This is a genomic window from Micromonospora sp. CNZ303 (genome assembly GCF_004345505.1).
In genome coordinates this window covers 115204-137700 of sequence record NZ_SLVT01000022.1, presented here as the reverse complement: position 1 = coordinate 137700, position 22497 = coordinate 115204, and the positions used below count along the sequence as shown (strand labels likewise).

The 22497-nt window shown below is 70.8% G+C and carries 18 protein-coding genes; 13 read left to right on the top strand and 5 right to left on the bottom strand.

Annotation, left to right across the window (positions count from 1 at the left end):
- Window positions 1–211: 211 nt before the first annotated feature.
- From EV374_RS27765 to EV374_RS27755, 3 genes are read right to left on the bottom strand one after another with little or no spacing between them, the layout of a single operon-like run.
- Window positions 212–757 (bottom strand): DNA cytosine methyltransferase, encoded by a 546-nt coding sequence (locus EV374_RS27765; RefSeq protein ID WP_486486003.1) that lies wholly within the window; start codon window positions 755–757, stop codon window positions 212–214.
- 32 nt (window positions 758–789) lie between these two features.
- Complete coding sequence (locus EV374_RS27760) at window positions 790–1779, bottom strand: TRM11 family SAM-dependent methyltransferase (RefSeq protein WP_486486002.1); 990 nt, start codon at window positions 1777–1779, stop codon at window positions 790–792.
- Window positions 1763–2644: a hypothetical protein gene (locus tag EV374_RS27755; RefSeq protein ID WP_132240102.1), complete on the bottom strand. Its 882-nt coding sequence runs from the start codon at window positions 2642–2644 to the stop codon at window positions 1763–1765. Before EV374_RS27755 ends, EV374_RS27760 begins: the two co-directional genes overlap by 17 nt.
- A 793-nt stretch (window positions 2645–3437) precedes the next feature.
- Between EV374_RS27755 and EV374_RS27750 the strand changes: the two genes are divergently transcribed.
- Window positions 3438–4307 (top strand): hypothetical protein, encoded by an 870-nt coding sequence (locus EV374_RS27750; RefSeq protein ID WP_132240101.1) that lies wholly within the window; start codon window positions 3438–3440, stop codon window positions 4305–4307.
- Window positions 4308–4387: 80 nt separating this feature from the next.
- Here EV374_RS27750 and EV374_RS27745 read toward each other — a convergent pair whose 3' ends face one another.
- Window positions 4388–7801 carry an NACHT domain-containing protein gene (locus EV374_RS27745; protein ID WP_132240100.1) on the bottom strand — a complete coding sequence of 1138 codons (3414 nt, stop codon included), beginning with the start codon at window positions 7799–7801 and terminating at the stop codon, window positions 4388–4390.
- A gap of 781 nt (window positions 7802–8582) precedes the next feature.
- Here EV374_RS27745 and EV374_RS27740 point away from each other — a divergent pair.
- The 6 genes from EV374_RS27740 (at window position 8583) to EV374_RS27715 (ending at window position 16397) form a co-directional block, all read left to right on the top strand.
- On the top strand, window positions 8583–8966 hold the full coding sequence (locus EV374_RS27740; RefSeq protein WP_132240112.1) for a pilin: 384 nt from the start codon (window positions 8583–8585) through the stop codon (window positions 8964–8966).
- 2 nt (window positions 8967–8968) lie between these two features.
- A complete protein-coding gene (locus EV374_RS27735; protein WP_132240099.1) occupies window positions 8969–9886 on the top strand; it encodes a TrbL/VirB6 family protein in 918 nt (305 codons plus the stop codon).
- A 29-nt stretch (window positions 9887–9915) separates the two neighbouring features.
- Entirely contained in the window at window positions 9916–10845 is a 930-nt protein-coding gene (locus EV374_RS27730) for a PrgI family protein (RefSeq protein ID WP_132240111.1), read from the top strand.
- Window positions 10842–12632, top strand: coding sequence for a TraG/VirB4 family ATPase (locus tag EV374_RS27725; RefSeq protein WP_132240098.1), 1791 nt, complete (start codon window positions 10842–10844; stop codon window positions 12630–12632). Before EV374_RS27730 ends, EV374_RS27725 begins: the two co-directional genes overlap by 4 nt.
- Window positions 12629–15157 (top strand): helicase HerA domain-containing protein, encoded by a 2529-nt coding sequence (locus EV374_RS27720; RefSeq protein WP_486486001.1) that lies wholly within the window; start codon window positions 12629–12631, stop codon window positions 15155–15157. The genes EV374_RS27725 and EV374_RS27720 overlap by 4 nt, the downstream gene beginning before the upstream one ends.
- A 271-nt stretch (window positions 15158–15428) precedes the next feature.
- Window positions 15429–16397, top strand: a complete 969-nt coding sequence (locus EV374_RS27715) for a replication-relaxation family protein (protein ID WP_132240097.1) — start codon at window positions 15429–15431, stop codon at window positions 16395–16397.
- 266 nt (window positions 16398–16663) lie between these two features.
- On the opposite strand, the gene EV374_RS27710 is transcribed toward EV374_RS27715, so the two are convergent.
- Complete coding sequence (locus EV374_RS27710) at window positions 16664–17245, bottom strand: GNAT family N-acetyltransferase (RefSeq protein WP_132240096.1); 582 nt, start codon at window positions 17243–17245, stop codon at window positions 16664–16666.
- A 906-nt stretch (window positions 17246–18151) separates the two neighbouring features.
- On the opposite strand from EV374_RS27710, the gene EV374_RS27705 reads away from it, so the two are divergent.
- From EV374_RS27705 to EV374_RS27680, 6 genes are all read left to right on the top strand, one after another.
- The gene (locus EV374_RS27705) at window positions 18152–18802 is read left to right on the top strand and encodes a hypothetical protein (RefSeq protein ID WP_486486000.1); all 651 of its coding nucleotides are present in this window, start codon (window positions 18152–18154) and stop codon (window positions 18800–18802) included.
- Window positions 18803–18959: 157 nt separating this feature from the next.
- Complete coding sequence (locus tag EV374_RS27700; RefSeq protein WP_132240095.1) at window positions 18960–19541, top strand: hypothetical protein; 582 nt, start codon at window positions 18960–18962, stop codon at window positions 19539–19541.
- Between the two features lie 417 nt (window positions 19542–19958).
- Window positions 19959–20795: a MarR family transcriptional regulator gene (locus EV374_RS27695; RefSeq protein WP_132240094.1), complete on the top strand. Its 837-nt coding sequence runs from the start codon at window positions 19959–19961 to the stop codon at window positions 20793–20795.
- Window positions 20796–20884: 89 nt separating this feature from the next.
- Entirely contained in the window at window positions 20885–21523 is a 639-nt protein-coding gene (locus EV374_RS27690) for a GGDEF domain-containing protein (RefSeq protein WP_132240093.1), read from the top strand.
- Between the two features lie 89 nt (window positions 21524–21612).
- Complete coding sequence (locus EV374_RS27685; RefSeq protein ID WP_132240092.1) at window positions 21613–22191, top strand: hypothetical protein; 579 nt, start codon at window positions 21613–21615, stop codon at window positions 22189–22191.
- Window positions 22188–22451, top strand: coding sequence for a hypothetical protein (locus tag EV374_RS27680; protein WP_486485999.1), 264 nt, complete (start codon window positions 22188–22190; stop codon window positions 22449–22451). The genes EV374_RS27685 and EV374_RS27680 overlap by 4 nt, the downstream gene beginning before the upstream one ends.
- Window positions 22452–22497 lie beyond the last annotated feature (46 nt).

Here is a 22497-nt window from a genome sequence, read left to right as displayed (position 1 = left end):
CACCCCCCGGATCATCCAAACGACAGGGGCAGGAAGTCATACCGGGCCGGGCGACCGAGGAGTCCCCGGCTGGGGACGATCAAAAAGGTAACGGGTGGTGTAGGTGCGGGTGCGGCTGTCGGTCATCGTTGGTGTGGGTAGCAGGTTGTGGCGGGTGCCGCCGGGTTCGACGAGGTCGGGCAGTCCGTGCTGGTGGCCGGGGCCTTTGCCGTCACGGGCGCACGGCGTTGGCAACGTTCGCACCTCGCTGCCGATGATTGGTGGGTGTGGCGAGCAGGAACAGGCGGTCGCGGCGGTGGGCGGCGCCGATGTCGGATGCGCGTAGGCATATCCAGCTCGTGTCGTACCCGATCGCGGCCAGGTCGGCGTGGACGACGTCGAGTCCTCGTCTGAGGAGGGCGGCCACGTTCTCCACGAAGACGAGCGGTGGTCGAAGTGCGCGAATGGCGTCGGCGACGCTGGTCCACAGGCTGGAGTGTTGTCCACTGATGCCGGTGCGTTTGCCGGCGTTGGAGATGTCTTGGCAGGGGAAGCCTGCGGTGAGGATGTCGACGGGCTGGATCTGGGTCCAGTTGATGGTGCGAATGTCGCCGAGGTTGGGCACGTGGGGCCAGTGGTGGGCGAGGACGGTGCGGGCGTGGCGGTCGGTTTCGGCGTGCCAGGCGAGTCGGCCGCCGAGCACCAGCTCGACGGCCATGTCGAGGCCGCCGTACCCGCTGCACAGCGATCCGATGCGTGGCCCGGGAGACTCACTCACGTCACCTCCCCCACCCTGGGCGGAACTGGGGGTCACTCATTGGCCGTCGCCATGGGTTGGGACTTTGGGGGACGGCGGAAGATCAGCACGTCCTCGTGCGTGATCAGGTGCAGGGGTGTGCCTCCGGCGCGGGCCTTGCGCACGGCTTGAAGTTGGAAGAAGGACGGTCGGGCGACGAGGTGTCCGTCGCGGACTGCCGCGAGTAGCGCCACGCATCGCTCGGTCGGGATCAGGCCGGCGCGCTCGCCGGCGGCGATGACCGCCGATGGCAGGTCGACGAGTTGGCCGTTCTTGCGCCATGGCCGGGCGGTGACCACCACGGTGCCGCCGGGGCGCAGCAGGGCCGCGCAGCCGGTGAGGATCTGCGCGAAGCCGTCGGCGAGGCCGGTGAGGTCGCGGTAGGCGAGGTTGCCGCGGTCGGTGCCGTCGTTGTAGGCGTTGTCGAACTTCGCCACCCCGTCGGCTCCGGGCCGGACCAGGCCGTGCACGGTCGGCCCGTACGGCGGCGAGGTAACCACAAGGGCCACCTGCCCGATGAGAGCGGCGGGCAGCAGGGACCGCAGGCGGGTGGCGTCGCCGCGAACCACGGAGGCCCGCCCGGTGGCGCCTAGGTGATGGGCGTGGGTGATGTTGGCGTCGGCGATGTTCGACCAGCGGGACTCGTACTCCACGCCGACGGCGTCACGGCCGGCGTGGATGGCCTCGACCAGGGTGGTGCCGATCCCGCACATCGGATCCAGCACGAGGTCGCCGGGGCGGGTGTAGGCGTGCACGGCGTGCACGGCGATCGCGGGGAGCATCCGGGCGGGGTGTCTGACCGACTCGGGCACGTAGCGGCCGCGGCGTTGCACCGGCCCGGTCTGCTGGGCGGTCGCCCATACCGACAGGCCCTGCGGCTCGTCGGGCGTGCGGTGGTGTGTGTCGGTATCGCGGTGACGGGCCCCGTCGCCGCGGATGTCGGCCGCGCTGACCGGCTGGGTCGGCTCGGTGGGCGATGGGGTGTGCTCAACCACGGCGCTCACCGCCGTTGCGCTGCTGCGGCGCCGGCATCGTGGCCGGGCTGAACACGAGAAGGTCCGCGTGAACCTTGAGGTGCGCGGCCGACCGCTGCTGGTCGCTCTGATGGGTGAGGGTGAGTAGCTCCTCGTCGGTGACGTGGTAGACGAACGTGTCGCCGTCGGTGTCGGCGCTAACGGCGACGATGTGCTGCAGGTAGCCCAGGCCGACGGCTGCGGCGGCGGTGGCTAGCGGGGTGAAGTCCTCCGGCCCGACCGTGGCGGCGGGGGCGGTGACGACGAGGACGAGGCAGCCGCCGGGGCGTAGCAGCCGCGCGCAGGCGGTCAGTAGCCATGCCAGCCGGGTCCGGTTGGTCGCGTCGGTGGCGTCGAGGGGCCAGCAGGCCACGACCAAGCTGGTCGCCTCCGCCAAGGACGTTCCCTGCGGTGTGGAGTCGGGGGACGGGCGCAGGTTGGGGTCGGTGAGGTCGTCGCCGAACCAGGCGCTCATCTCCGGCAGGCCGCTGTCGTCGGACAGAGCAGTCGGGGCGGGACGGATCGGCGGGGTGGCCGCTCCGATGATCAGGCTGGAGGCGTCGGTGAACCAAGCGGGGTGGTGGCGGCGCCCGCCTGCGGCGCAGAAGGTGGCCAGGGTGTGGCCGGCGGTGAGGTCGACGACCGCCTCTCCGGGGCGGCTGTAGGCGGCGACGAGGCGGTATGCCAGTCGGGCACCGATGCTGCGGCCGGTATCGGCCTCGGTGCGGGAGGTACGCCACACGGTGACCGGCACCGGCGGATCGCCGGCGACCATGTCGATCAGGGTCGGGTCGACGCCGTGCGGGTCGACGAGGTGGGCAGGGGCGGGGTGGTGCTGCGGCATGTGCTCGCTCATCTGGATGTGGGCTCCACGCCGCGCCGTGATGCGCTGACACCCTCAAACCGGCGTTTGTCAGCTCTGGCGGACACCCCCGTTCCTGACAGGCATCTGACGGCACCGCCCGCTGGTCCCGCCGTCCGGCTCGCGACGCGGCTGGGACGAAGTGTCAGGAGCAACGCCAACCGCCCCCTGCCGTCACGATCAGTGACGAACCAGCTAAGCCATGTCAATGATGGCAATCGATGACATGGGTGGTGTGGCCAGCGCTGTCAGCCCACGGCACACTGTGACACGGTGCGCGTGTCAGAACCGCGGGTGCCACCGGTGACAGTGCTGGCGCCCCGTCGCGCCGGCCGACCGGAGCCGCTGTAGATCCGTTTTCGCCGCCGAGGGCGTCGCCCTGAAGGCGGTGTCGCCGTGGCGTTGTCAGGCCGGCCGTGTGTCTGACAGAGCCCGCGCTGTCAGCCGTCCCCGTGCGGCACGGCGAATGGCACCAGCCTGTTGTCAGAGCCTTGTCGGACGACTTTCGTGGGCTCCGGCACCGCGGTAGGCGGGTAGCAGAGGCGTGTCATCCGCGACGTCCCGGGCGTCAACGCGCAGGCCAAGGCCGGTTTGTCAGACCGCTGTCAGAGTCGACCCGAGGCCGCCATGACGCGGAGGCGATGGACGGGCCCACAGTCATCGCCGGTGCTGGCCTGGGCTGTCGGAGGCATGCAAGGCGGCCGTGGCGCAATCGAGGCTCCCCACGCCGGGATGGCACCGCCTTGGCGTGTCATCGATGATCGCCTCTGACAAGGAGTGTGCGGACATGACCGTGTCCGACCCGGACTGGCCCGACTCACCGCTGGACGCCGTCGACGCCGCCTTCACGGCGCTGACCACCGGTCCCGCCCCGATGACACTCGACCTGGACACCCTCGAACCTGACACCGGCCTGCCGCCAGGTGTCATGACACTGCCCGCGCTACGGAACTGGCTCCTGTCCCACCCCCGCGCCTACACGGCCCGTGACGCGGTGTGGCGTGACCTCATCTGCCGCGCCCGCCTTGACGGCTCCTCCTGGGTCATCGCGGCGGTGGCGATGGCCATGCCGGCGCTGCGCCGCCACGCCGGACAGCTGCACGCCGGTTGGTCCGGCGACGCCATCGACCTCGACGCGGAAATCCTCACCGGCTTCCTCACCGCCTTACGCGACCGCGTCGACCTGGCCAAGCCTGCCCCGTACGCGTCGTTGTGCATGGCCGCCTGGCGTGCCGGACACGAACTGCTGCGCCGCACCGGCACCGCGGTGCCGGTGGAGGACGTCGAGCATGTCACCGGCCCCCGCACACCGCACGTCCCTTACGGCCACCCCGACCTGCTCGTTCGCCGCGCCGCCCGCCTGGGCCTGCTCGAGGAGACCGACCTCGACCCCTACATCGACCTGCGGCTGGGGCACCGGGCGATCGAACCCATCGCCGCGCGAATGGGCATCACCGTCGACGCCCTACGGAAGCGAATGAACGGCATCGATGAACGCCTCGCTGACGCCCTCGCCAAGGGATTACTCACCGGCGTGGTGTCTCCGCAGGCCCGCGAGTACTTGCAGAACCAGTCCGTGCTCCGCACGCGGACCCGCCTCGGCCGCGCCACCACCCTGCCCAGACGGATGACGCACCCGGCAGTTGCCGCTGCCTGACCTGCGTGACATTGCTGTAGCGGGGTTCGACCATGACGGTCGGACCCCGCACGGATGATCGGTCCTCATGGCAACCAGGGTCAGGGCCGATCAGACACCACGCGGTCCAGGGCGGGGCGGCTGAACACCACCGTTCCGGCGATCCTCCAGAGCCTGTGCAGCAGAGATGGGGCGTTCCGGATGACCTCGACGCGACGGGCAATCGTCTTAAATTCGCGCCAGCCGAGACGGTTCACGTCCAGATGCCAGCTGAGGAAGATTTTGAGCAGCAGGAACCATATAAGTGGATTGGGAAGGTCACGGTTGCGCACGACTGCGGAGAGGGAGCGGCGCCCCCTATCCGGGCTTGACCCTACGAGGGCATTGATCGCCTCGAAGCGGACCAGGAAACTCATCGCCGGATTGTCCGCAATACGGGCGAGCCGGTCGGCCGAGTCGCCGAATGGCAGAAGGAGCGTCAGCGCGGCGCGCAGCGAGCGGGGCGTGTCCGGGTCAGCAGCCAAGGCGGCGCAAAGGTCGAACGAACGCTCGGGCACGGTCGGAATGGAGGAGGTGTATTGGATCGGCGTCGCGGGGATCCCGCAGACGGTTTCGTAATGCAGCTCGCCAAGACGTTCGAGCTGCCGTAAGGGCTCATCCGTGGCGGGGCCGAACAGCATCGATAGGGAGGTCGCGGCCGCCACCCGGAAGCGGGCCGGCATCCCGGGATCGGCCACGACGCGTTCAAGCTCCTCTGGGTCGCTGAAGTGTCGGCCGAGCCAGGTCGCCGCGTGTAGCTGTGGCTTCGGCCTCCCCCGTATCGCGAGATCGTGCAGCGCGTCTCGGCCCTTCGCTGCTGCGGCCCGCACGTGCGCCCAGACTCCCGTCTCATAGCCCCAGCGCTTGGCCGAGCGCGGCTCACCGGCGAGACGCCGAGCAGCGGCCCGAGAGAGATTCGCCCCGACCGCGGGCGACTGGAGCCAGGGTAGTTGGGAGACCGGCTCCCGCCAGAAGTCCGTAGCATCCGCTGCCGCCAAACTCGCCAGCTCGGTGATGCTCCCCGCCTCGGCAAGACGGACGGCGCAGCCATATGTCCGAGGCAACGGCTCGTGCCGGTCAAAGATCGCCCGCAGGATCGGCACGCCACGGGCCGGGTCGCGGGCGCACACCTCGGCCGCCGCGAGGTATTGGAGCCAGTCACTCCCAGTGTCCGCGGTTCTTTCCTGCCTCGCGGTCATCGCCACCAGCGGTTCCAGGTCACCTAGGTCGGCCAGAATTTTCCCGCCTGCGAGCTGGACGAGCCGGCTCATACCGGCTTCCTCAACCAAGGCCCGTAACGGGGTGAGGTCACCGTCGTGGGCCAAGCGCTCAGCGGCCCCCAAGCGCTGCATGTCGCTGAAGTCGGGGTTACCGGCCTGCTGGGAGAGTGCCTGCCGACCCAGGCCGCCGAGCGCTCCGCGTTCCCGGCCGGAGGGGGTGCCAAAGAGGTTTTTCGTACGCGGGTCGACCTGCAAGCCCCGGGCTCGCAGAGCGTCCGCGGCCCAGGTGGCAGGGTCGGACGCGAAGTGTTCGGCAGCGTGCCGGAGCTGAGCGACGCCGACCGGGCGGTCGACGTCGATGACCACGTCGGCCAGCACCACCCGCGTCCACTCCGGCATGTCATTGTCCCCTGCCATCGTGGTCAACCGCCGTAGTACGTCCTGGTCGACGCTCAGCTCGCGCAGCACGCGCAGAGCTTCCGGCGCGGTAGGGGTGTCGTCGCCCAAGTGAGCGAAGAGACCGTCCAGCACTGTGGCCCGTGTCGGGTCGTCTACCGGTACGCCGTCGGCAATCATCTCGGCGGCCGTGATGATGCCCATGTCAGCCACGAGAGAGCGGACCATCGCGTCGGCGTCGGGGCGGCGGGCCGCAGCGAAGGCGGCGAGGCTGCGGGCCGCGGGGTTGGCGGCCATGACACGCCAGCGCGCGGCGTCGAAGCTGTCGGCCATAGCCCGCGCGCAGAGGAACTCAGCGAAACTCTGGTGCAGAAACGCGAGCTGCCCGTGCCGCATCCCGAAGAGCCCGGTGCTACGTAGTAGGTCCTCAATCTGCCTGCGGGCGTCGGGAACGGTGTCGGTCAGACGGTGGGGCGCGTTGGAGTCAAGACAGGCAAGGGCGGCGGCGCACAGGTCGGCGTTCGGCCGGGCGATGCGGGCCACGCCGACGGCGTCGAGCATGCGAGCGATCACGTCGTAGAACTCGTCTTTCAACCATGTGGCGATCGCCAGGCCGGCACGGCCCCGTCCCTGCAGCGCGTCCACCAGGGACGCTTTCGCCTCCGAAAGTTCGTGGCGGCCGTCGAGGAGGTGCTCGACGAACCTCGCGTAGAGATGAGCGCGACTGGCCGGCAGGGCACCCCCGTCGGCCTGCTCGTAGACCATCGCCGCAATCGTGGCAAGCAGCGGAACGCGGGCCACCGGGCCGAGCCGGGCGCCCGTCACCCGGGTGAGGAAGAGGGCGGCCTCGCGCGCGGCGGCCTCCGGGTCGTGCGGCAGGCGAGCGGTGAACCAGCGCCGCGCGAAGTAGGCGAGGTCAGCCCGGTCGAAGGGACGCAGCTCGTACTCGGTGACCCACCTACTCCTCAGCGTGGCGAGTTCGGCGTCGGGCAGGGGGCGGGACGTCACCAGGAAACGATGAGTGACGTCGCCCTCGCAGAGGAGGCTGCGCAGTTCCCAGAGCAGTCGTGAACGATCGTGTGCGTTCACCACCTCGTCGACGCCGTCGACGATCACGTGCCAGCGTCCGCCGGGCACCGGCGGCTCCGCGAACAGTTCGGCATCCGCGGTAAATCCGAGGTCGCGGGCGCAACTTAGCGAGAGCGCCTCGGGCAGCGACCGCCCCACCAGGTCGGCGGCGGTGACCGAGATCGCGAGCGCCCCGAAGTCCCCGGCGGTCAGGGCCCGGCTGGCGATCGCGGCCGTAACGGTCGCGGCGAGGGTGGATTTTCCCGATCCGGCTCCGCCGAGCAACAGCCCGTGACCGTCCCTGGTAAGCAAGTCGTCAACGCTCACGAGCGCCCGGTGCTGCCCCCCACTCACACCGCCGAGCGCGGGACGCTGTCGGACGTACACGTCGGACAATGCAGGCGCCGACCAGCCGACGAAGAAGCGGTATCGATGCCGGGCAGCGTCGTCCTTGAGTCGCCGCATCAGCCCCATGATCTGCGGATTGACTACCAGAGTGGGACCCGGACGGCCACGCCGCACGGCAACCATCAGCGCCGCCGCACCCACCGCCGAGGCCGCCCACGCCGACGGCTCGAACAACCAGGCCGGCATGGCCGGAACGAAACGAAGGGCGAACAGGGCGACGCAGAGCGTCAACAACGACCAGGGCATCCGGCGCCGACGACCGGTAGCGCCACGGGCACGGAGCTCAGCGCGTATTGCCACGAGCAGCGCGGTGACTCCTGCGGCAGCGCCCACCATGGATGCGATCTGGTCGCCGGTTTCCAGCCAAGCGGCCGCGCGATCCATGACACGGATGGTAGCCGTGCAACAACGCGTAGGCTTCCGCCGCTTGGCGAGCTCTCTGCCGAGGACAATGACAGGAAGTCAATGACAGCCAACTCCGCTCAAGATCGAGGGCGCGCTTCTCCCCCGAGGCGCATGGGTTGTCGTTGAAGTCGAGGGCTGGATCGGAGACAGGGCATCCCGGTCCTCCGTTCTTACCGATTAAGGTCGTTACGTACCTGTGCACGTTCGGCTCTACCCAGTTGGGCCCGTTGACCTGTACGCCGACACCTCTCGGAGCAGCACCGGGTTGGGCCCGCGCGTCGCGGTCCACTTGTAGGACACGGTGCGCCGGTTTGCCAGAACGCGATAACCGGCGATCCGCGCTGTCAGCACCACGCGCCCGGCCCGTGAGGTTCCTACTGCGCCACCGTCTCATCTGCGCTGTCAGATGCGCGGTTTCGCTGTCAGACCCGTGTCAGGTCGAAGGGTGTCCGTCAGAGCTGACAAACGCCGGTTTGAGGGTGCGGAATTTTCCCCGCAACGCTGATCGAGGCGTTGCGGGGGTTCCGTCCGCCGCCGGGCCCCAAGGTTGGGGTCGCATGCGAGCCGAGCGCCTCGGGTGCCGCGTCGTCTTGGTGCGCTGACACCTCACCGATACCCGCCACACCCGACAGGGAGGACGTGCTCCTCCCGAGGACCTGTCGCGGCTCGAAGACGCCCCTCGCCTCCCGCCCGGCGGCGGACCACATCCGTTGCGACGCTCCACCCCTGGCAAGGGGTGGAGCCGGAGGTGACACCGCCCATGTTCCGTATCCCGGCACGTCTTCGTGCCCTTACCCGATCCCGCACCGCCCGCCGCGCGGGCCGCGTCGCTGCCGTCGCCGGCAAAGTACTGATGTTGCTATTGGTACCCACCGCCGCGCACGCCGACTCCGGCGTTGCGGTGCTGGCGGCGCACTCGCTGCCGGTGGTCATCAACAACCTGCAGCTGTGGCTGATCGGCATCCTCGCCGCGTTGGCCACCCTGTATCTCGTCGTGGCCGGCGTCTACTGGGCCACAGCCGGCGGTGACCCGACGCAGGTCGAAAAGGCCAAGGGCGCGTTGAAGAGCGCCCTGGTCGGCTACGCCCTGGCCATCCTCGCACCTGTCCTGCTGCAGGTCGTCCGAGGCATTGTCGGGGGCTGAGCATGGGGTGGCTGTTCGACCAGATCCTGGACTGGTTGGCGGCGGCGATCCTTGCGACCCTGGACGCGCTGATCGGGGTGATCAGCAGCGCGCTGCTGATCACCCCGAACGTCACCGCCCTGCCGCAGGTGCAGGCCCTGACCGGCCGTTCGGTGCTCGTCGTGGACACCGTCTTCGTCCTCGCCTTCGTCGCCGCCGGCGTGCTCACCGTGACCGCCGGTGGCGACGAACGCTCCCGCTACACAATCAAGAACCTTCTCCCGCGCCTGATCGTGGGGTTTGTCGCCGCGCATTTCTCCCAGCTGTGGTGCGGCATGCTCATCGACCTCGCCAACGCCCTGACCGCCGCCCTGACCACCGGCGACGGTGACAGCGACGGCGCGTTGCGGGCGCTCAAGACGCACACTGCCGCTGGGCAGGACGAAACTGCGGTGCTGCTGTTCGTGGTCTGTGTGGCGATCATCGCCGTGTTGCTGGCTGGTACCGCGTTCAGCGTGATCGTCCGTTTCGCTGTGGTGCTCGTCCTGACCGCCTTCGCCCCGCTGGCCTTGGCGTGTCATGCGCTGCCGCAGACCGATGCGGTGGCCCGACTGTGGTGGCGCTCCTACGCCGGCATTTTGGCGGTGCCGGTGGTGCAGGGCTTCACCCTCTACGCCGGGCAGTGGATGCTCACCGACCCCGACAACCTGCTGCCCGCACTCGGCCTGCCGGCCGATCCGGGCGGGGTGATCAACCTGTTCGTGGTGATGGTCCTGCTGTGGACGACCCTGCGGGTGCCCGCCCTGATGAGCCGCATCGTCTCCGCTTCAGGCGGCGGTGGCTCGAACTTGATCGGCGCCGCGGTGCGGGTGATCCTGGTGCAGCAGGTCACCCGTACGGTTCCCGGCCTCGGCCGGGGCCTGCGGGCGGTGGGCCGATGAACGAGCGCACTGACACCGGCCGGGCGCGGATGCCCGCCGACGTCGACGCCCCCGACAAGATCGCATACGGGCTGACCTTCCGGCAGCTCGCGATCCTCGCCGTGGCTGCCCTCGCCTTCTACGGCGCCTGGCAGGCCCTGCACACCCTCGTGCCGATGCCGGCGCTCATCGCCGCCGCGGTTGTCGTCGGCGGGCTGGTCTTCGGTGTCGCGGTCGGCCGCCGCGACGGACTGTCCCTGGACGTGTGGCTCCTCGCCGCCGTGCGACACGCCCGGGCGCCGCGGGCGCTGTCGACCACCGACACGATGTCGAAGACCCCCGACTGGGTCCAGGCACCGAAGACGCCGGTGATGCTGCCGGCGCCACTGAAGTTGCCCGCCGACGCCATCGACGACGGCGGAGAGATCCGCCTCGGCGGTGCCCGGGCGGCGATGGTCGCCGCCACCAACGTCAACCTCGCCCTGCGCACTCCCGACGAACAGGCCGCCCTGGTCGACACCTTCGGCCGCTGGCTCAACAGCCTGTCCACGCCGACGCAGATCGTCGTGTCGGCCCAGCCGGTCGACTTGCACTCGGCCGCCCGCACCCTCGCCGCCGCCGCCGATGCCCTGGCGCACCCCGCCCTGGCTGACGCCGCCGCCGATCACGCCCGTTTCCTCGACGACCTCGCCACCCGCAGGGACCCGCTGCGCCGGCAGGTCCTCATCGTCACCCGCACCAGCACCGGCGAGCGGGGCGAACACGCCGCGCGCCGCCGCGCCGACGACACCGTCCGCGCCTTGTCTGGCCTCGGGGTGAGCACCCGCGCTCTCGACGGGGCGGCGGTCACGGCCGCCATCGCCGCCGCCGCCGACCCCTACCGCCCGCCCCGACCCGGCGGCCTCGCTGCCCCCGACACCGTCATCACCGGCCCGGACACCCCCGCCAGCAGCAGCAGCAGAAAGAGGCGCCTGCGATGAAAGCCCGCCTTCGTCCCCGCACGTTCACCGGTGGTGGCCGCCAGCCCTCTGCGCTGGCGGCTACCGTCGCTCCCGCCTCGGTCGAGGTCACCCCGCGGATGCTGCGCGTCGGCGACGGATACGCCGCGACGCTCGTCGTCACCGGCTACCCGGCCGAGGTCGGCCCCGCCTGGCTGGAACCGTTGTTGTCCTGGCCGGGGCGCCTCGACCTGGCGTTGCACATCGACCCGCTGCCCGCTGCGGTCGCCGCGTCCCGGTTACGGAGCCAGCGCGCCCGCTTCGAGTCCTCGCGGCGCGCCGACGCCACGTCCGGCAAGCTGTCCGACCCCAATGTGGAAGCCGCCGCGGACGATGCCGCCGACCTCGCCCAACGGCTCGCGCGTGGCGCGGCCAAGCTGTTCCGTGTCGGCCTGTACCTGACCGTGCACGCCCGCACCGAAGACGAACTGCTCGATGCGTGCGCGCAGGTGAAAGCCGCCGCCGCGTCGACGCTGATCGAGGTGCAGCCGGCCACCTGGCGGCACCTCGCCGGCTGGACCACCACTCTGCCCCTAGCCACCGATCTGCTGCAGATGCGCCGCACCATGGACACCCAAGCCCTCGCCGCCGCGTTCCCCCTCGCCAGCGCCGATCTGCCCGCCCCGCTGCCCGGCGACCCGCCCGCCGAAGGCGGCATCCTCTACGGCGTCAACCCCGACTCCGGCGGCATCGTCTGGTGGGACCGCTGGGCGCAGGAGAACCACAACTCCGTGGTCCTGGCCCGCTCCGGCGCAGGCAAGTCGTACTTTGTGAAGTTGGAGATCCTGCGCAACCTCTACCGGCGGGTGCAGGTCGCCGTCATCGACCCCGAAGACGAATACCTGCGCCTCGCCGACGCCGTCGGTGGAACGGTAGTCCAGCTGGGCATGGCCGGGGTGAAGGTCAACCCGTTCGACCTGCCCACCGGCGACACCCGCCCCGACGTGCTCACCCGCCGCGGCCTGTTCCTGCACACCCTCATCGCGGTGCTGCTCGGCCAGCAGCCCCCGCCAGCGGAACGGGCGGCCCTGGACCGGGCGATCCTCGCCGTCTACCGGGACGCGGGCATCACCGCCGACCCTGCCACCCACCACCGGCCCGCCCCGCTGCTGCGCGACCTCGCCGACCGGCTGCGCGCCGACCCCGACCCCGCCGCCGGTCAGCTCGCCGCCCGCCTCGCCCCGTGGGTGCAAGGCTCGTTCTCCGACCTGTTCGACGGGCCGAGCACCACCCGCCCCGACGGGCACCTGGTGGTGTGGTCGCTGCGGCACCTGCCCGACGAGCTGCGCACCGTCGGCACCCTCCTCGCCCTCGACGCGATCTGGCGGCAGGTCGACGCCCCCAACCGGCTGTCCGCACGCCGGCTCGTCGTGGTGGACGAGGCGTGGCTGCTGATGCGCGACGGCGAGGGCGCGAGGTTCCTGTTCCGCATGTCCAAGGCCGCCCGCAAACGCCACGCCGGCCTGACCGTCATCACCCAGGACGTCGCCGACGTCCTCGGTACCGACCTCGGCCACGCCGTCGTCGCGAACGCCGCCACGCAGGTGCTGCTCAAGCAGGCCCCGCAGGCCATCGACGCCATCGGCGACGCGTTCGGCCTCACCGCCGGCGAACGACGTCTCCTGCTCGCCGCCCGCGTCGGCACCGGCCTGCTGATCTGCGGCACCAACAGGAGCAGCTTCGAGGCCATCGCCTCCCACACCGAGCACCAGCTGTGCACCACACGCCCGGCCGAACTCGCCGACCTCGACGAGGAGGCAGACCTGTGACCCTGTCCACCACCGTCATCGCGGCTGTCCTCGCGCCCACGCCCACGCCCACGTCGACGCCTGGCCCCTCAGAACCCGGCGCCGACTTCGTCGTACCCCCGACCGGGCCGACCCGCTGGATCCTCGACGCCGCAGCCTGGACCGCGCAGCGGCCGTGGCTGCTCGCCGTCGCCGCCACGGTACTGGTCTCCGTCGTCGCCGGACGCAACCTGCTCGGCCTGTGGCGGCACCGCCGGCACGCCGACGGCGCCCGCCTCGTCACGATCGCCCCACCACCGCAGGTCGACCCCCACAGTGCGGCAGCGTTGTGGGCAAACCTCACCGGCACCCTCACCCCGTCCCGCCGCAGACGCCTGCTCTACGGCAGCCCCCACGTGGTGTGGCAGTACACGTGGACCGGGCGGCGGCTGCTCATCTGCGTGTGGGTGCCCGGCACCGTCCCACCCGGCGCCGTCGAAGCCGCCGTCCGCGCCGCCTGGCCGGGTGCCGCCTGCACCACCGACGACACACCCCCACCGCCGATTCCCGAAGACGCGGCGGCCGTGGGCGGGCACCTGCTGCTCACCGCCGCCGAATGGCTGCCCTTGCGTACCGACCACGACAACGATCCGCTGCGGGCGCTGATGTCCGCCGGCTCTCAACTACGGGCCGACGAGTACGCCTGCGTGCAGGTCCTCGCCCGTCCCGCCGCACCACGCCGCGCTCTGCGTGCCCGGCGTGCCGCCGCCAGGTTGCGCGATGGCAAGACCGCCCTCCCCACCCTCAACCCAGCCACGCCTGTGCTCTGGCTTGTCGAGCTGTTCCTGCCCCGCCGTACCTCCAGCACTGCCCGACCCGCGGCAGGCCGGCGGGACCCAGGGGTGGAACGTGACGTGCGGGCGATCCTCGACAAGACCGCTTATCCGCTGTGGGAGACCGCCGTGCGCTACGCCATCGGCAAGAACAGCCAGCGCGCCAACAGCGACCAGCGGCCCCGGCTACGGGGCATCGCCGACACGCTCGCCTCGTCCTTCGCCGTCTACTCCGGCCGCAACCGCCTCACTCACCGCACCCGCATGCCCCACCCCACCATCGTGCTCGCCCAGCGGCGCCTCGGCGGCGGGTTCCTCACCTGCACCCCCGAACTGGCCGCCCTCGCCGCTCTGCCCCGCGATTTGGCCGTGCCGGGCCTGGACCGGGCCCGCGCCAAGTCCATGCCCACCCCCGTCGCCGTGCCCACCGGCGGACGCGGCACGAAGATGATCGGCGACGCGCAGGTCGGCGGCCACGGCGTCGCCCTAGCAGTGCCCGACGCCCGCTACCACCTGCATGTCGTCGGCTCCACCGGCAGCGGAAAGACCACACTGTTGGTGAACATGGCCGTCGACGACATCAAAGCCGGCCGCGGCACCGTCGTCATCGACCCCCACGGCGACATGGTCCTGGACATCCTCGACCGGCTTCCCGCCTCCGTCGCGCACCGGGTGGTGCTGTTCGACCCCGACCAACCCAACCCGCCGACGATCAACCCGCTCTCCGGCGACGACCCCGACCTCGTCGTCGACAACCTCGTGTCGATCTTCGGGAACATCTTCGCCAAAGCGTGGGGACCCCGAATGGACGACGTCATGCGCGTCGCCTGCCTCACGCTGCTACGCCACGCCAACGTCACCCTGCAGCACATCCCACCCCTGCTCAACAGCGCCCAGTTCCGCTCGGCGATGACCGTCGACCTCGACGACCCGGCCGGCTTGAGTGGCTTCTGGCAGTGGTACGACGACCTCAATCCCGCCCTACGCTCCCAGGTCATCGGCCCCGTCCTCGCCCGCCTACGAGCCTTCCTGCTGCGCGACTTCGTCAAACGCACCATGCGCTACCCCAAGTCGAGCTTCGACATGGGCAAAGTCCTCGACGGCGGCGCCCTGCTCGTCCGGATCCCCAAGGGACAACTCGGCGAGGACACCAGCAAACTGCTCGGTTCCCTGATCCTCGCCCAGGTGTGGCAGGCCGCCACCGCCCGCGCCAAGATCGCCCCCGACAAGCGCCGTGACGCCACGCTGATCATCGACGAGGCGCAAAACTTCCTCACCCTCGCCAACAGCCTCGACACGATGCTCGCTGAGGCCCGCAAGTACCGCCTGTCGCTGGTCCTGTCACACCAGGACCTCGCCCAGTTCCCCAAGGACCTCCTCGCCGCGGCGTCAGCGAACGCCCGCAACAAGATCTACTTCTCGTGCGCGCCCGAGGACGCCCGCGTCCTCGCCCGCCACACCCTGCCCGAACTCGACGAGCACGACCTGACGCACCTCGACGCCTACACCGCTGCGACCCGCCTCGTCGTCGACGGCCGGCAGACTCCAGCGTTCACGTTGCGCACCCGCCCACCCCAGCCGGTCGTGGGAGAGGCCACCGCAATCCGGGAAACCGTCGCGCGCACCGTCGACGCACAGAACACCAGCGCCATCGACGCACTCGTCGACCGGTGGTCGTCTCACACCCGCGACGGCAGAAGCACAAGGACCCGAAGCGACAACAGCCGCTCCTGACAGCCCAACCCCAACGGCGAACACGGTGGCGATGCCAGCGCCTCAGCGTCTGTCAAGCGTCTGTCAGCGCCAGCAGAGCAAGCCCTGATGGCCCTTCCGCCGGCCCTTCACCACGTCTTCACCAGCGGTCAGCTCCGCCCGCCGACACCACGCCGCGCACGGTCTGTCACCGCCGCACACCGCCCCTGACCACCCACGGCCACGGCCCTCGCGCATCCCAGACACCCCTCCCTCAGAGGGGGATCCTCTTTTCCCCCGAAGGAACCCCACCATGACTGCCGACCACCGCGACCCACAGTCACTCGCCCTCTCCACACCGAACCCATCCGCTCGCCCCTCACCGCTTCGATCCCCGTCGGCTCGCCGCCCATCCCGCCAGGAACGCCTCCACCTACTACGACGGCTGACCCTGCGCGACCGTCAGCTGCTCGACTGGCTCGCCGAGCACTACCTGCTGTCCACCGACCAGATCACCCAAGCGCTGTTCCCATCCCGGCGAGCAGCCCTGCTGCGCCTGGCGACGCTGCACTCCATCGAGGCCGTCACCCGCTTCGTCGACGTCACCACCGGCACCGGCCAGTACCTCTACGCCCTCGGCCCCCTCGGCGCCGTCCTGCACCCCAGCGCCTACACAGACCCCGACCGGCCCTCCGCCCGCCCACCACGCAGCAACATCGAACGCACCGAACGCATCGTCGGCAGCACCAAGCTGCGCCACCTGCTCGGCATCAACCAGCTCTTCGTCGACCTGCACGCCTACACCCGCACCAACCCGAACGCCCAGCTGGCACGGTGGTGGTCCGAGCAGCACGCCACCGCCGCCTACGCCGCCGCCAACATCCGCCCCGACGCCCACGGCATCTGGACCGTCGGCGACCACAGCGTCGGGTTCTTCCTCGAACACGACAACAACACCGAGAACCTCAACCGGGTACTACGCAAGCTGCGCGCCTACGAACGTCTCGCCGAGTTCGGCCCCCGCTACCCCGTCCTGCTGCGCGTACGCAGCCGCCGCCGCCAGGCGAACCTCCTACGCGCCCTCGCCGGACTGCCCACCGTCATGCCCGTGGCCACCGGCGTCCACGACGAACATCCCGCCGGCCGGGCCTGGACCCTCACCACCGACCCCACGCCGCGCCGCTGGCTGCACGAACTACCCAGCGACCACGGCCCCGACAACCCCGCCACCAACCCGCACCGCTTCACCCACCCCGACTCCGACGACCACCCCGACTCCTGACCAACCCGCCCATCCGCCTGACCGGCTCAGGCCACTGTCGGCGTACCGATCCCAATGCAGAGTCAGGTACGCCAGACGTAGACAGGCCGGGTTGCCTGCCGCTTGGGCTACAGCCGTAGTGACCCGCCTCCGGCTGCTAACGCTGGGTTACCAGTCAAGGCGGGCCGGCGCCCGGATCGCGGCCATGAGAGTGCCCGGTGCCGGCCCTCGAGGCGGCGAAGCGAAGCACCTGGATGCCGGGCGACGTCGCGCGAGGAAGCGAGGGCTCAGCGGGCGGGGGCCGGCTCGGACGACGGCCGCCACTCCCGCCTGATCAGCCCGTAGACCCACGAGTCAGAGACCTCGCCGTTCACGACGCAGTCTTCCCGCAACGTCCCCTCACGCACGAACCCGAGCTTCTCCAGCACGCGGGCAGATGCCACGTTGCGGGTGTCGGTCTCAGCCTGGACGCGATTCAGGTTCAGCGTGTCGAATGCCCACTGCAGCAAAGCGCGTGCGGCCTCCGTCGCGTAGCCATGGCCCCACGCTGCATCGTCGAAGCAGTAGCCCAGCGACGCACTGCGGTAGTCCGGGTTCCACGGGTTCAGGCTGCACCAGCCGATGAACGCCCCGTCGGAGACACGATCCACGGCCAGCCCCGCCCCGGTGCCCCCCTCTGCCATCTGCCGGCAAGCCGTGATGAACCGCTCGGCGCGCACGCGGTCGCTCCACGGCGGCGCGTCCCAGTAGCGCAGCACGTAGGCATTGCTGTGCAGCGCGAAGAGGTCGTTCGCATCCGCGTCGTCGAAGGGACGCAGTCGAAGGCGAGGGGTGTGCAGCGTGGGGGTGGGCAACGACACGGGCGTCATGGTCCCTCCTGTGATCGGTGGCCGATCAATCCGACATCCGGTGCCGGCCACTCGCAATGGGTTTTCTCGGCAGGGCGGGAGGAACGACGTGCTCGCTCATCGGCAATTCCGTCCGCCGAGGGAACGGCTGGGCTCAGCAACACCCGTCACGCAACGTCACCGACTCGGGCTCGCCGCCAGGCCAGACGGCGAGCAACCGGAGGTAGACCGAACTCGGCGCCGACCTGCACTCGCCGCCGTACCTACCTCTGCACTCGGACCTGTACGCCGACAGGCCACCGCCCCCCATCACCGGCACCCGCACCGATGCCCGCCTTTGCCCGTTTGTCAGGACAGTGAGTCCCCGGTCAGAGCCACCGGGGATCTGACAGGCGGTGATCCTCAAGCGCCCCGCAGGCCAGCGCGAACGTCTGACAGTGCTGGTCAACGGCAACTTTCGGCCATCGCGCGGACGTAAGGCGCTGACAGACCGCGCCGCTACCGTTTCCGGCAACACCACACCCCACATTCGCTCCACCCGGTTCGGTCCCACCTCAGGGATCCCCGCCGCATCCAGCGGTCTGCGACGCCCACCCGCTTCGGCCGGTCGGCACGCACTCCGCGCATCGGGCCCTCGAGGTCGCACCGACCACCCGCACTACCCGCGCCACCACCGCTTCCCCTTCCGCCCTGACCCGACCCACACCCGGTGGGCCGGGCACCCCCGCGTGCCCGCACACACCCAACGCAAGGAGGACCCACATGTCCGCCCTCAATGGCACCCCACTGACCCGACACGGCAGCCGAGTGCCCGCTGTTACCTCCCGGCCGGCCCCCACCCGGGCTGCCACCGTCACGACCACACCGGCTCCCACACGGGCCACCACCACGCGGCCGGCCGTCACGCCGGCGCCGACCATCGCCACCATGGTCATCTGCCTGCCCGACGACCTGCCCGCCGACGCGCTCACCGCACACCACCTCGACAAGCACTTCGGTGTCACCGGCGCTCTCACGCCCCTGTTCTGGGCGATCCCGCAGCTACGGCTGTGGCAGCGCCACCACCTGATCGGCCTGCGCAAGGGCCGCCCCACCCCATGCGCGGGCGGACCGGTGACGTTGCTCGACCTGGTCGGCATGCGCCACGCCGCCGCCGTCGGAGCCGGCATCCGCCACCAGATCTGGCAGCAGGTCGTGCACGGCACCCGACCGGCCATCCCCTGGCCGGTGTTCGAGACCCGCCACCTCTCCGATCCCGACCGGTACCCCTACGACACCGCGACCGCGGACTTCCACGCCCAGCCCCGCGTCCACGCGATGCGCCTGCACGCCGCCGCCACCCCCGGCACCGGACAACCCGGCGTCGGAGAGGTGGAGATGTACCAGGCAGGTCAGATGGCCTACCAGCACTACCGCGCCGCCAGCGCCGTCGCCGGCGACGCCATGCTCACCGCCGACGGGCGCAAACTCGCCCCGGCCAGCGACGCCCTCGCCCACCGCATCACCTACCTCGAGCGGGCCCTGGCCCACCTCGACACCCTCGATACGAACCAGCGGCTCCTCGCGGTCGCTCTCTAACCACTACCAACTACCAGCCGGACGGCGCGCCCCCTGCACCCGTGGTCCCCGCACCCGGGCAGATCAGGCGCGCCGTCCGGCATGCACGCATGCCCGCAGAGCAGGGCCGGCTCCTCGGCCCTCACCACTTCACCCCTAATGCGAGGAGGCACCACTGATGAGATCCCGCCACCGCGCCGCCGCCATCGCCGCGGCGCTCACCGCCGTCGAATACGACGCCAACGCTCAAGGCTGGGACGCCCTGCCCGTCCTGCTCGGCCTGTTCGACACCACCATCCATCGCCACCAGCCCCGCATCAACGCCGACGAGCTCGGAATCGACCCGGCATTTTGGTGGCTGCACTCCCAGACCGTTCCCGGTATGCGGCTGCCCTACTGGATGGGCCTGAAAACCCTCACCGCCCACCTCACCGCCCCCGACACCCCGCCGTGGCTGACCCGACGGGCGCCCTTCGGGCATCGGCGCCTTGCCGGACTGGCGTTCCTCGCCGAGGGCCTCGACACCAGCGAGACCGGCCGCCGAGACGCCGCCGCCCACGGCCTGCCCGCCCACCCCGACGGGACACCAGTACGGGCTCTGACTGCCTGCGACATCGAGGGCCGGCACTACCAGATCCTCCGCATCCGCGGCAGCGCCACCACCACCACGACCGTCGTCCTCGACGACCCGCCCGCCCCGGTGCGAGCCACCGTCATCCCCACCTGCCTACGCCGCCTGCTCACCGCCGCACGCGACTGATCCCGCGCCGAACACCTCGCCACCCTGAGGCAGGCGAACAGCGGCCAACCGCACCCCCAGCGGCGGCCCCCGACGCTGCCCGCACCACCCCGGCTATCCACCGCCATACGGCATTTGTGCAGCGCACCAGCCTCCGACCGCCGGGGATGCCAAATTCCCGGCGGCAGCTCTGCGTCGGGTGACGCGCCCACCGTCGCCGGGTTCCTCGGGCCGAGGCGCTCCGCCAGGCCCGGCCAGCAACAGGCCGCCCTTTACCTCTTCCTCCACCCAAGCCCCTGGGGGAAATCCGACGCAGCAGGGAGCAGGAACCTGCCGTCCCGAGATGCGGTCCGTGCACTTGATCGCTGCCGCCGTCGAAGCGTGGATCAGTGCGTGGACCTCGCTCCGCACCAACCCCTACGACGAAAGGACACCAGAATGACCGACCCGAACGAACAGAACGCGCCTGTGCACAGCGCGTTCAAAGTCCTCGCGGCACTCGCCGAACTCGGCGAGACCACCGCCGCCGCGATCGCCGAGCACGCCGGCCTCGGCTACTCCACCACCACACCGAAGCTGCGCGCGTGGGAGGGATCCGGGCAGGCCGAACGGTTCCGCACCAGCGACGGCCGCACCCTGTGGCGGCTCACCGACTCCGGCCGCGCCGCCACCGCCACCCCACACGCACCGACGGCACCCGAGAAGCCCCACGCACCCGCCGACCCTGGCATCAACGAGCAGAACCCCGCCGACGACGGACCCCCGCCGACCGCCGCACCCGACGCTGCGCAACAGGCCAACGGCAGCGCTTCGCCGCTGCCGCACCCTGACCAGCAACCGCAGGCCGCACCGGAGCCCACCGAACTCAGTAAGCGAAGTGAGGCCGAGGCCGAGGCGCCAGCGGTTGCCGCCTCGACTTCCATCGCCCCCGCCGGCCAGGACGCGCCGGGCGAGCCGACGTCCGCACCCGGGCAACCCGACGCCGAAACGGCGGACGTACCAGCGCAAGGCAGCCGCCCAGGCACAGGGCGCCGGACCGGAGGTTCGCTGCGTGGAGCGGTCCTGGACATCCTCGAAGCCCACCCCGACCGGGCCTACAAGACCAGTGAGCTGTGCAGGCTCATCGACGCCGCGAACGCCGGCACCGGCGCGGCCAAGGCCAGCCCCGGCGCGGTCGCCAACGCCGCGACCAAACTCGCCGCCGCCGGCACGGCCGTGCAGACCGTGGAGCGCCCCGCCACCTTCCAACTCGCTCCCGCCACCGTCGGCCAGTAGTCCACTGCCAGGCAGCCCGAGGGCGGGCGTCGAAGTTAGCGCCTCACGCCCGCCCCCGGTGCTCCTTCACACTCAAGGAGCGTGTCCGATTGTCTTCCACCCTGCACACGATCGCTATCACCGTCGGCGGGATCCTCGCCGGCCTCGCCCTCGCCGGCACCCTGCTCTGGCGGCAGCAGCAAGCCCTGCGCGTGGCCCGCTACCAGGCCACCCACGACGAGGTCACCGGCCTGCCCAACCGGCGGCTGTTCCTCGCCCGTCTGCGCGCCGCCCTCGCCGACAACGCGCCGGTCGGGGTGGTGCTGCTCGACCTCGACCGGTTCAAAACCGTCAACGACACCCTCGGCCACGACTGCGGCAACGTCCTGCTCGACCAGGTCGGCCGGCTCCTGACCCGCCTACCCACCCCGGTACGGATCGCGGCCCGGCTCTCCGGCGACGAGTTCGCCCTGCTCGTCGTCGGCGACTCAGACGACACCGCCGCCGTAGCCCACGCCGCATGGCATCTGATCGCCGCCGACCCGATGCGCGTAATCAACGGCGACATCCGCGTGACCGCCTCGGTCGGCTACACCCACACCCACAACCCGCACGCCAGCCCCCGGCAACTCCTTGCCGAAGCCGACACCGCCATGTACCAGGCCAAACGCTCCGCCATCGGCGTGTGCGACTACCGCCCCCACAACACGCCGTCCCCGCGCCGCAGCCGCGACCGCCACCACCGCTGACCACAACCCCTCGCATGAGCAGAAGGACCCCGCAGCCGGCGGCTGCGGGGTCCTTCCCTCTTTCCCCGCCGCCTGAAAGGGAGACCTCTGTGTTGTCCTTCCGCACCGTCCACACCCTCGCCCGTTGCCTCCTGGCCGCCGACGCCGACGGCGAGACGTTGGGCCGGGGGCAGCCCGTAACGCTGCTACTCATCCACGACCAGCCCCAAACCCCCGCAGCGCCGCATCGGATGCGCGAGACACGCAGCCTGGAGTTCCCGCCGCACCGCGACGACCTGCTCACCGACGCGGCCGGTCTGCCCGCCCTGCTGCACCGCCTCGCCGCCGCCCTCGACAACCCGAATGCGTCGACGTCCTACCAGGCCACCCTCGACACCATCATCGGCCGGATCAGGCAAACCGAGCCCGACGCGCGGCTGCTGGCCTGGGCCGCCTGCTACGACACCATCCTCACCACAGAAGGGCAGCCGCGGCAAGCCCGCCGCGTCGACGCCGTCGACACCGACGGCCGCTGGTACGAGGTCACCCACCTGCGCGGCGAGGAGCATGCGCTGATGCTCGTCGACGACACCCCAGTCCCGGGCGACATCCCCGCCACTTACCCGGGACTGGCCGCGCTGCTGGCCGCCACCGCCCGCTACCGCCACACGAGCGCGGGCACGGCATGAGCGGCCCTCAGGTACGGCCCCACACCGACCCCCACGAGCCGATCTTCGCCGTGTGCGGGCCCGACGGCGGATCCCTGCGCTGCCGGGTCTGCGACGCGGTCGACGAGATCGTCCAGGACGAGATGCCGTCGATGGCCGGGCACGGCGAGGACACCTACATGCGGTGTACCCGCTGCGGATCGGCGGAGATTACCGACCCGATCTTCGGCTGGCGTGCCAAGCCCGCCACCTGGCCCCGCCCAGAGCACGAGCGGCCGTAACAACGCCAGCGGCTTCCGGTGCCATCAGCTTCGCCCGTCACGCGAA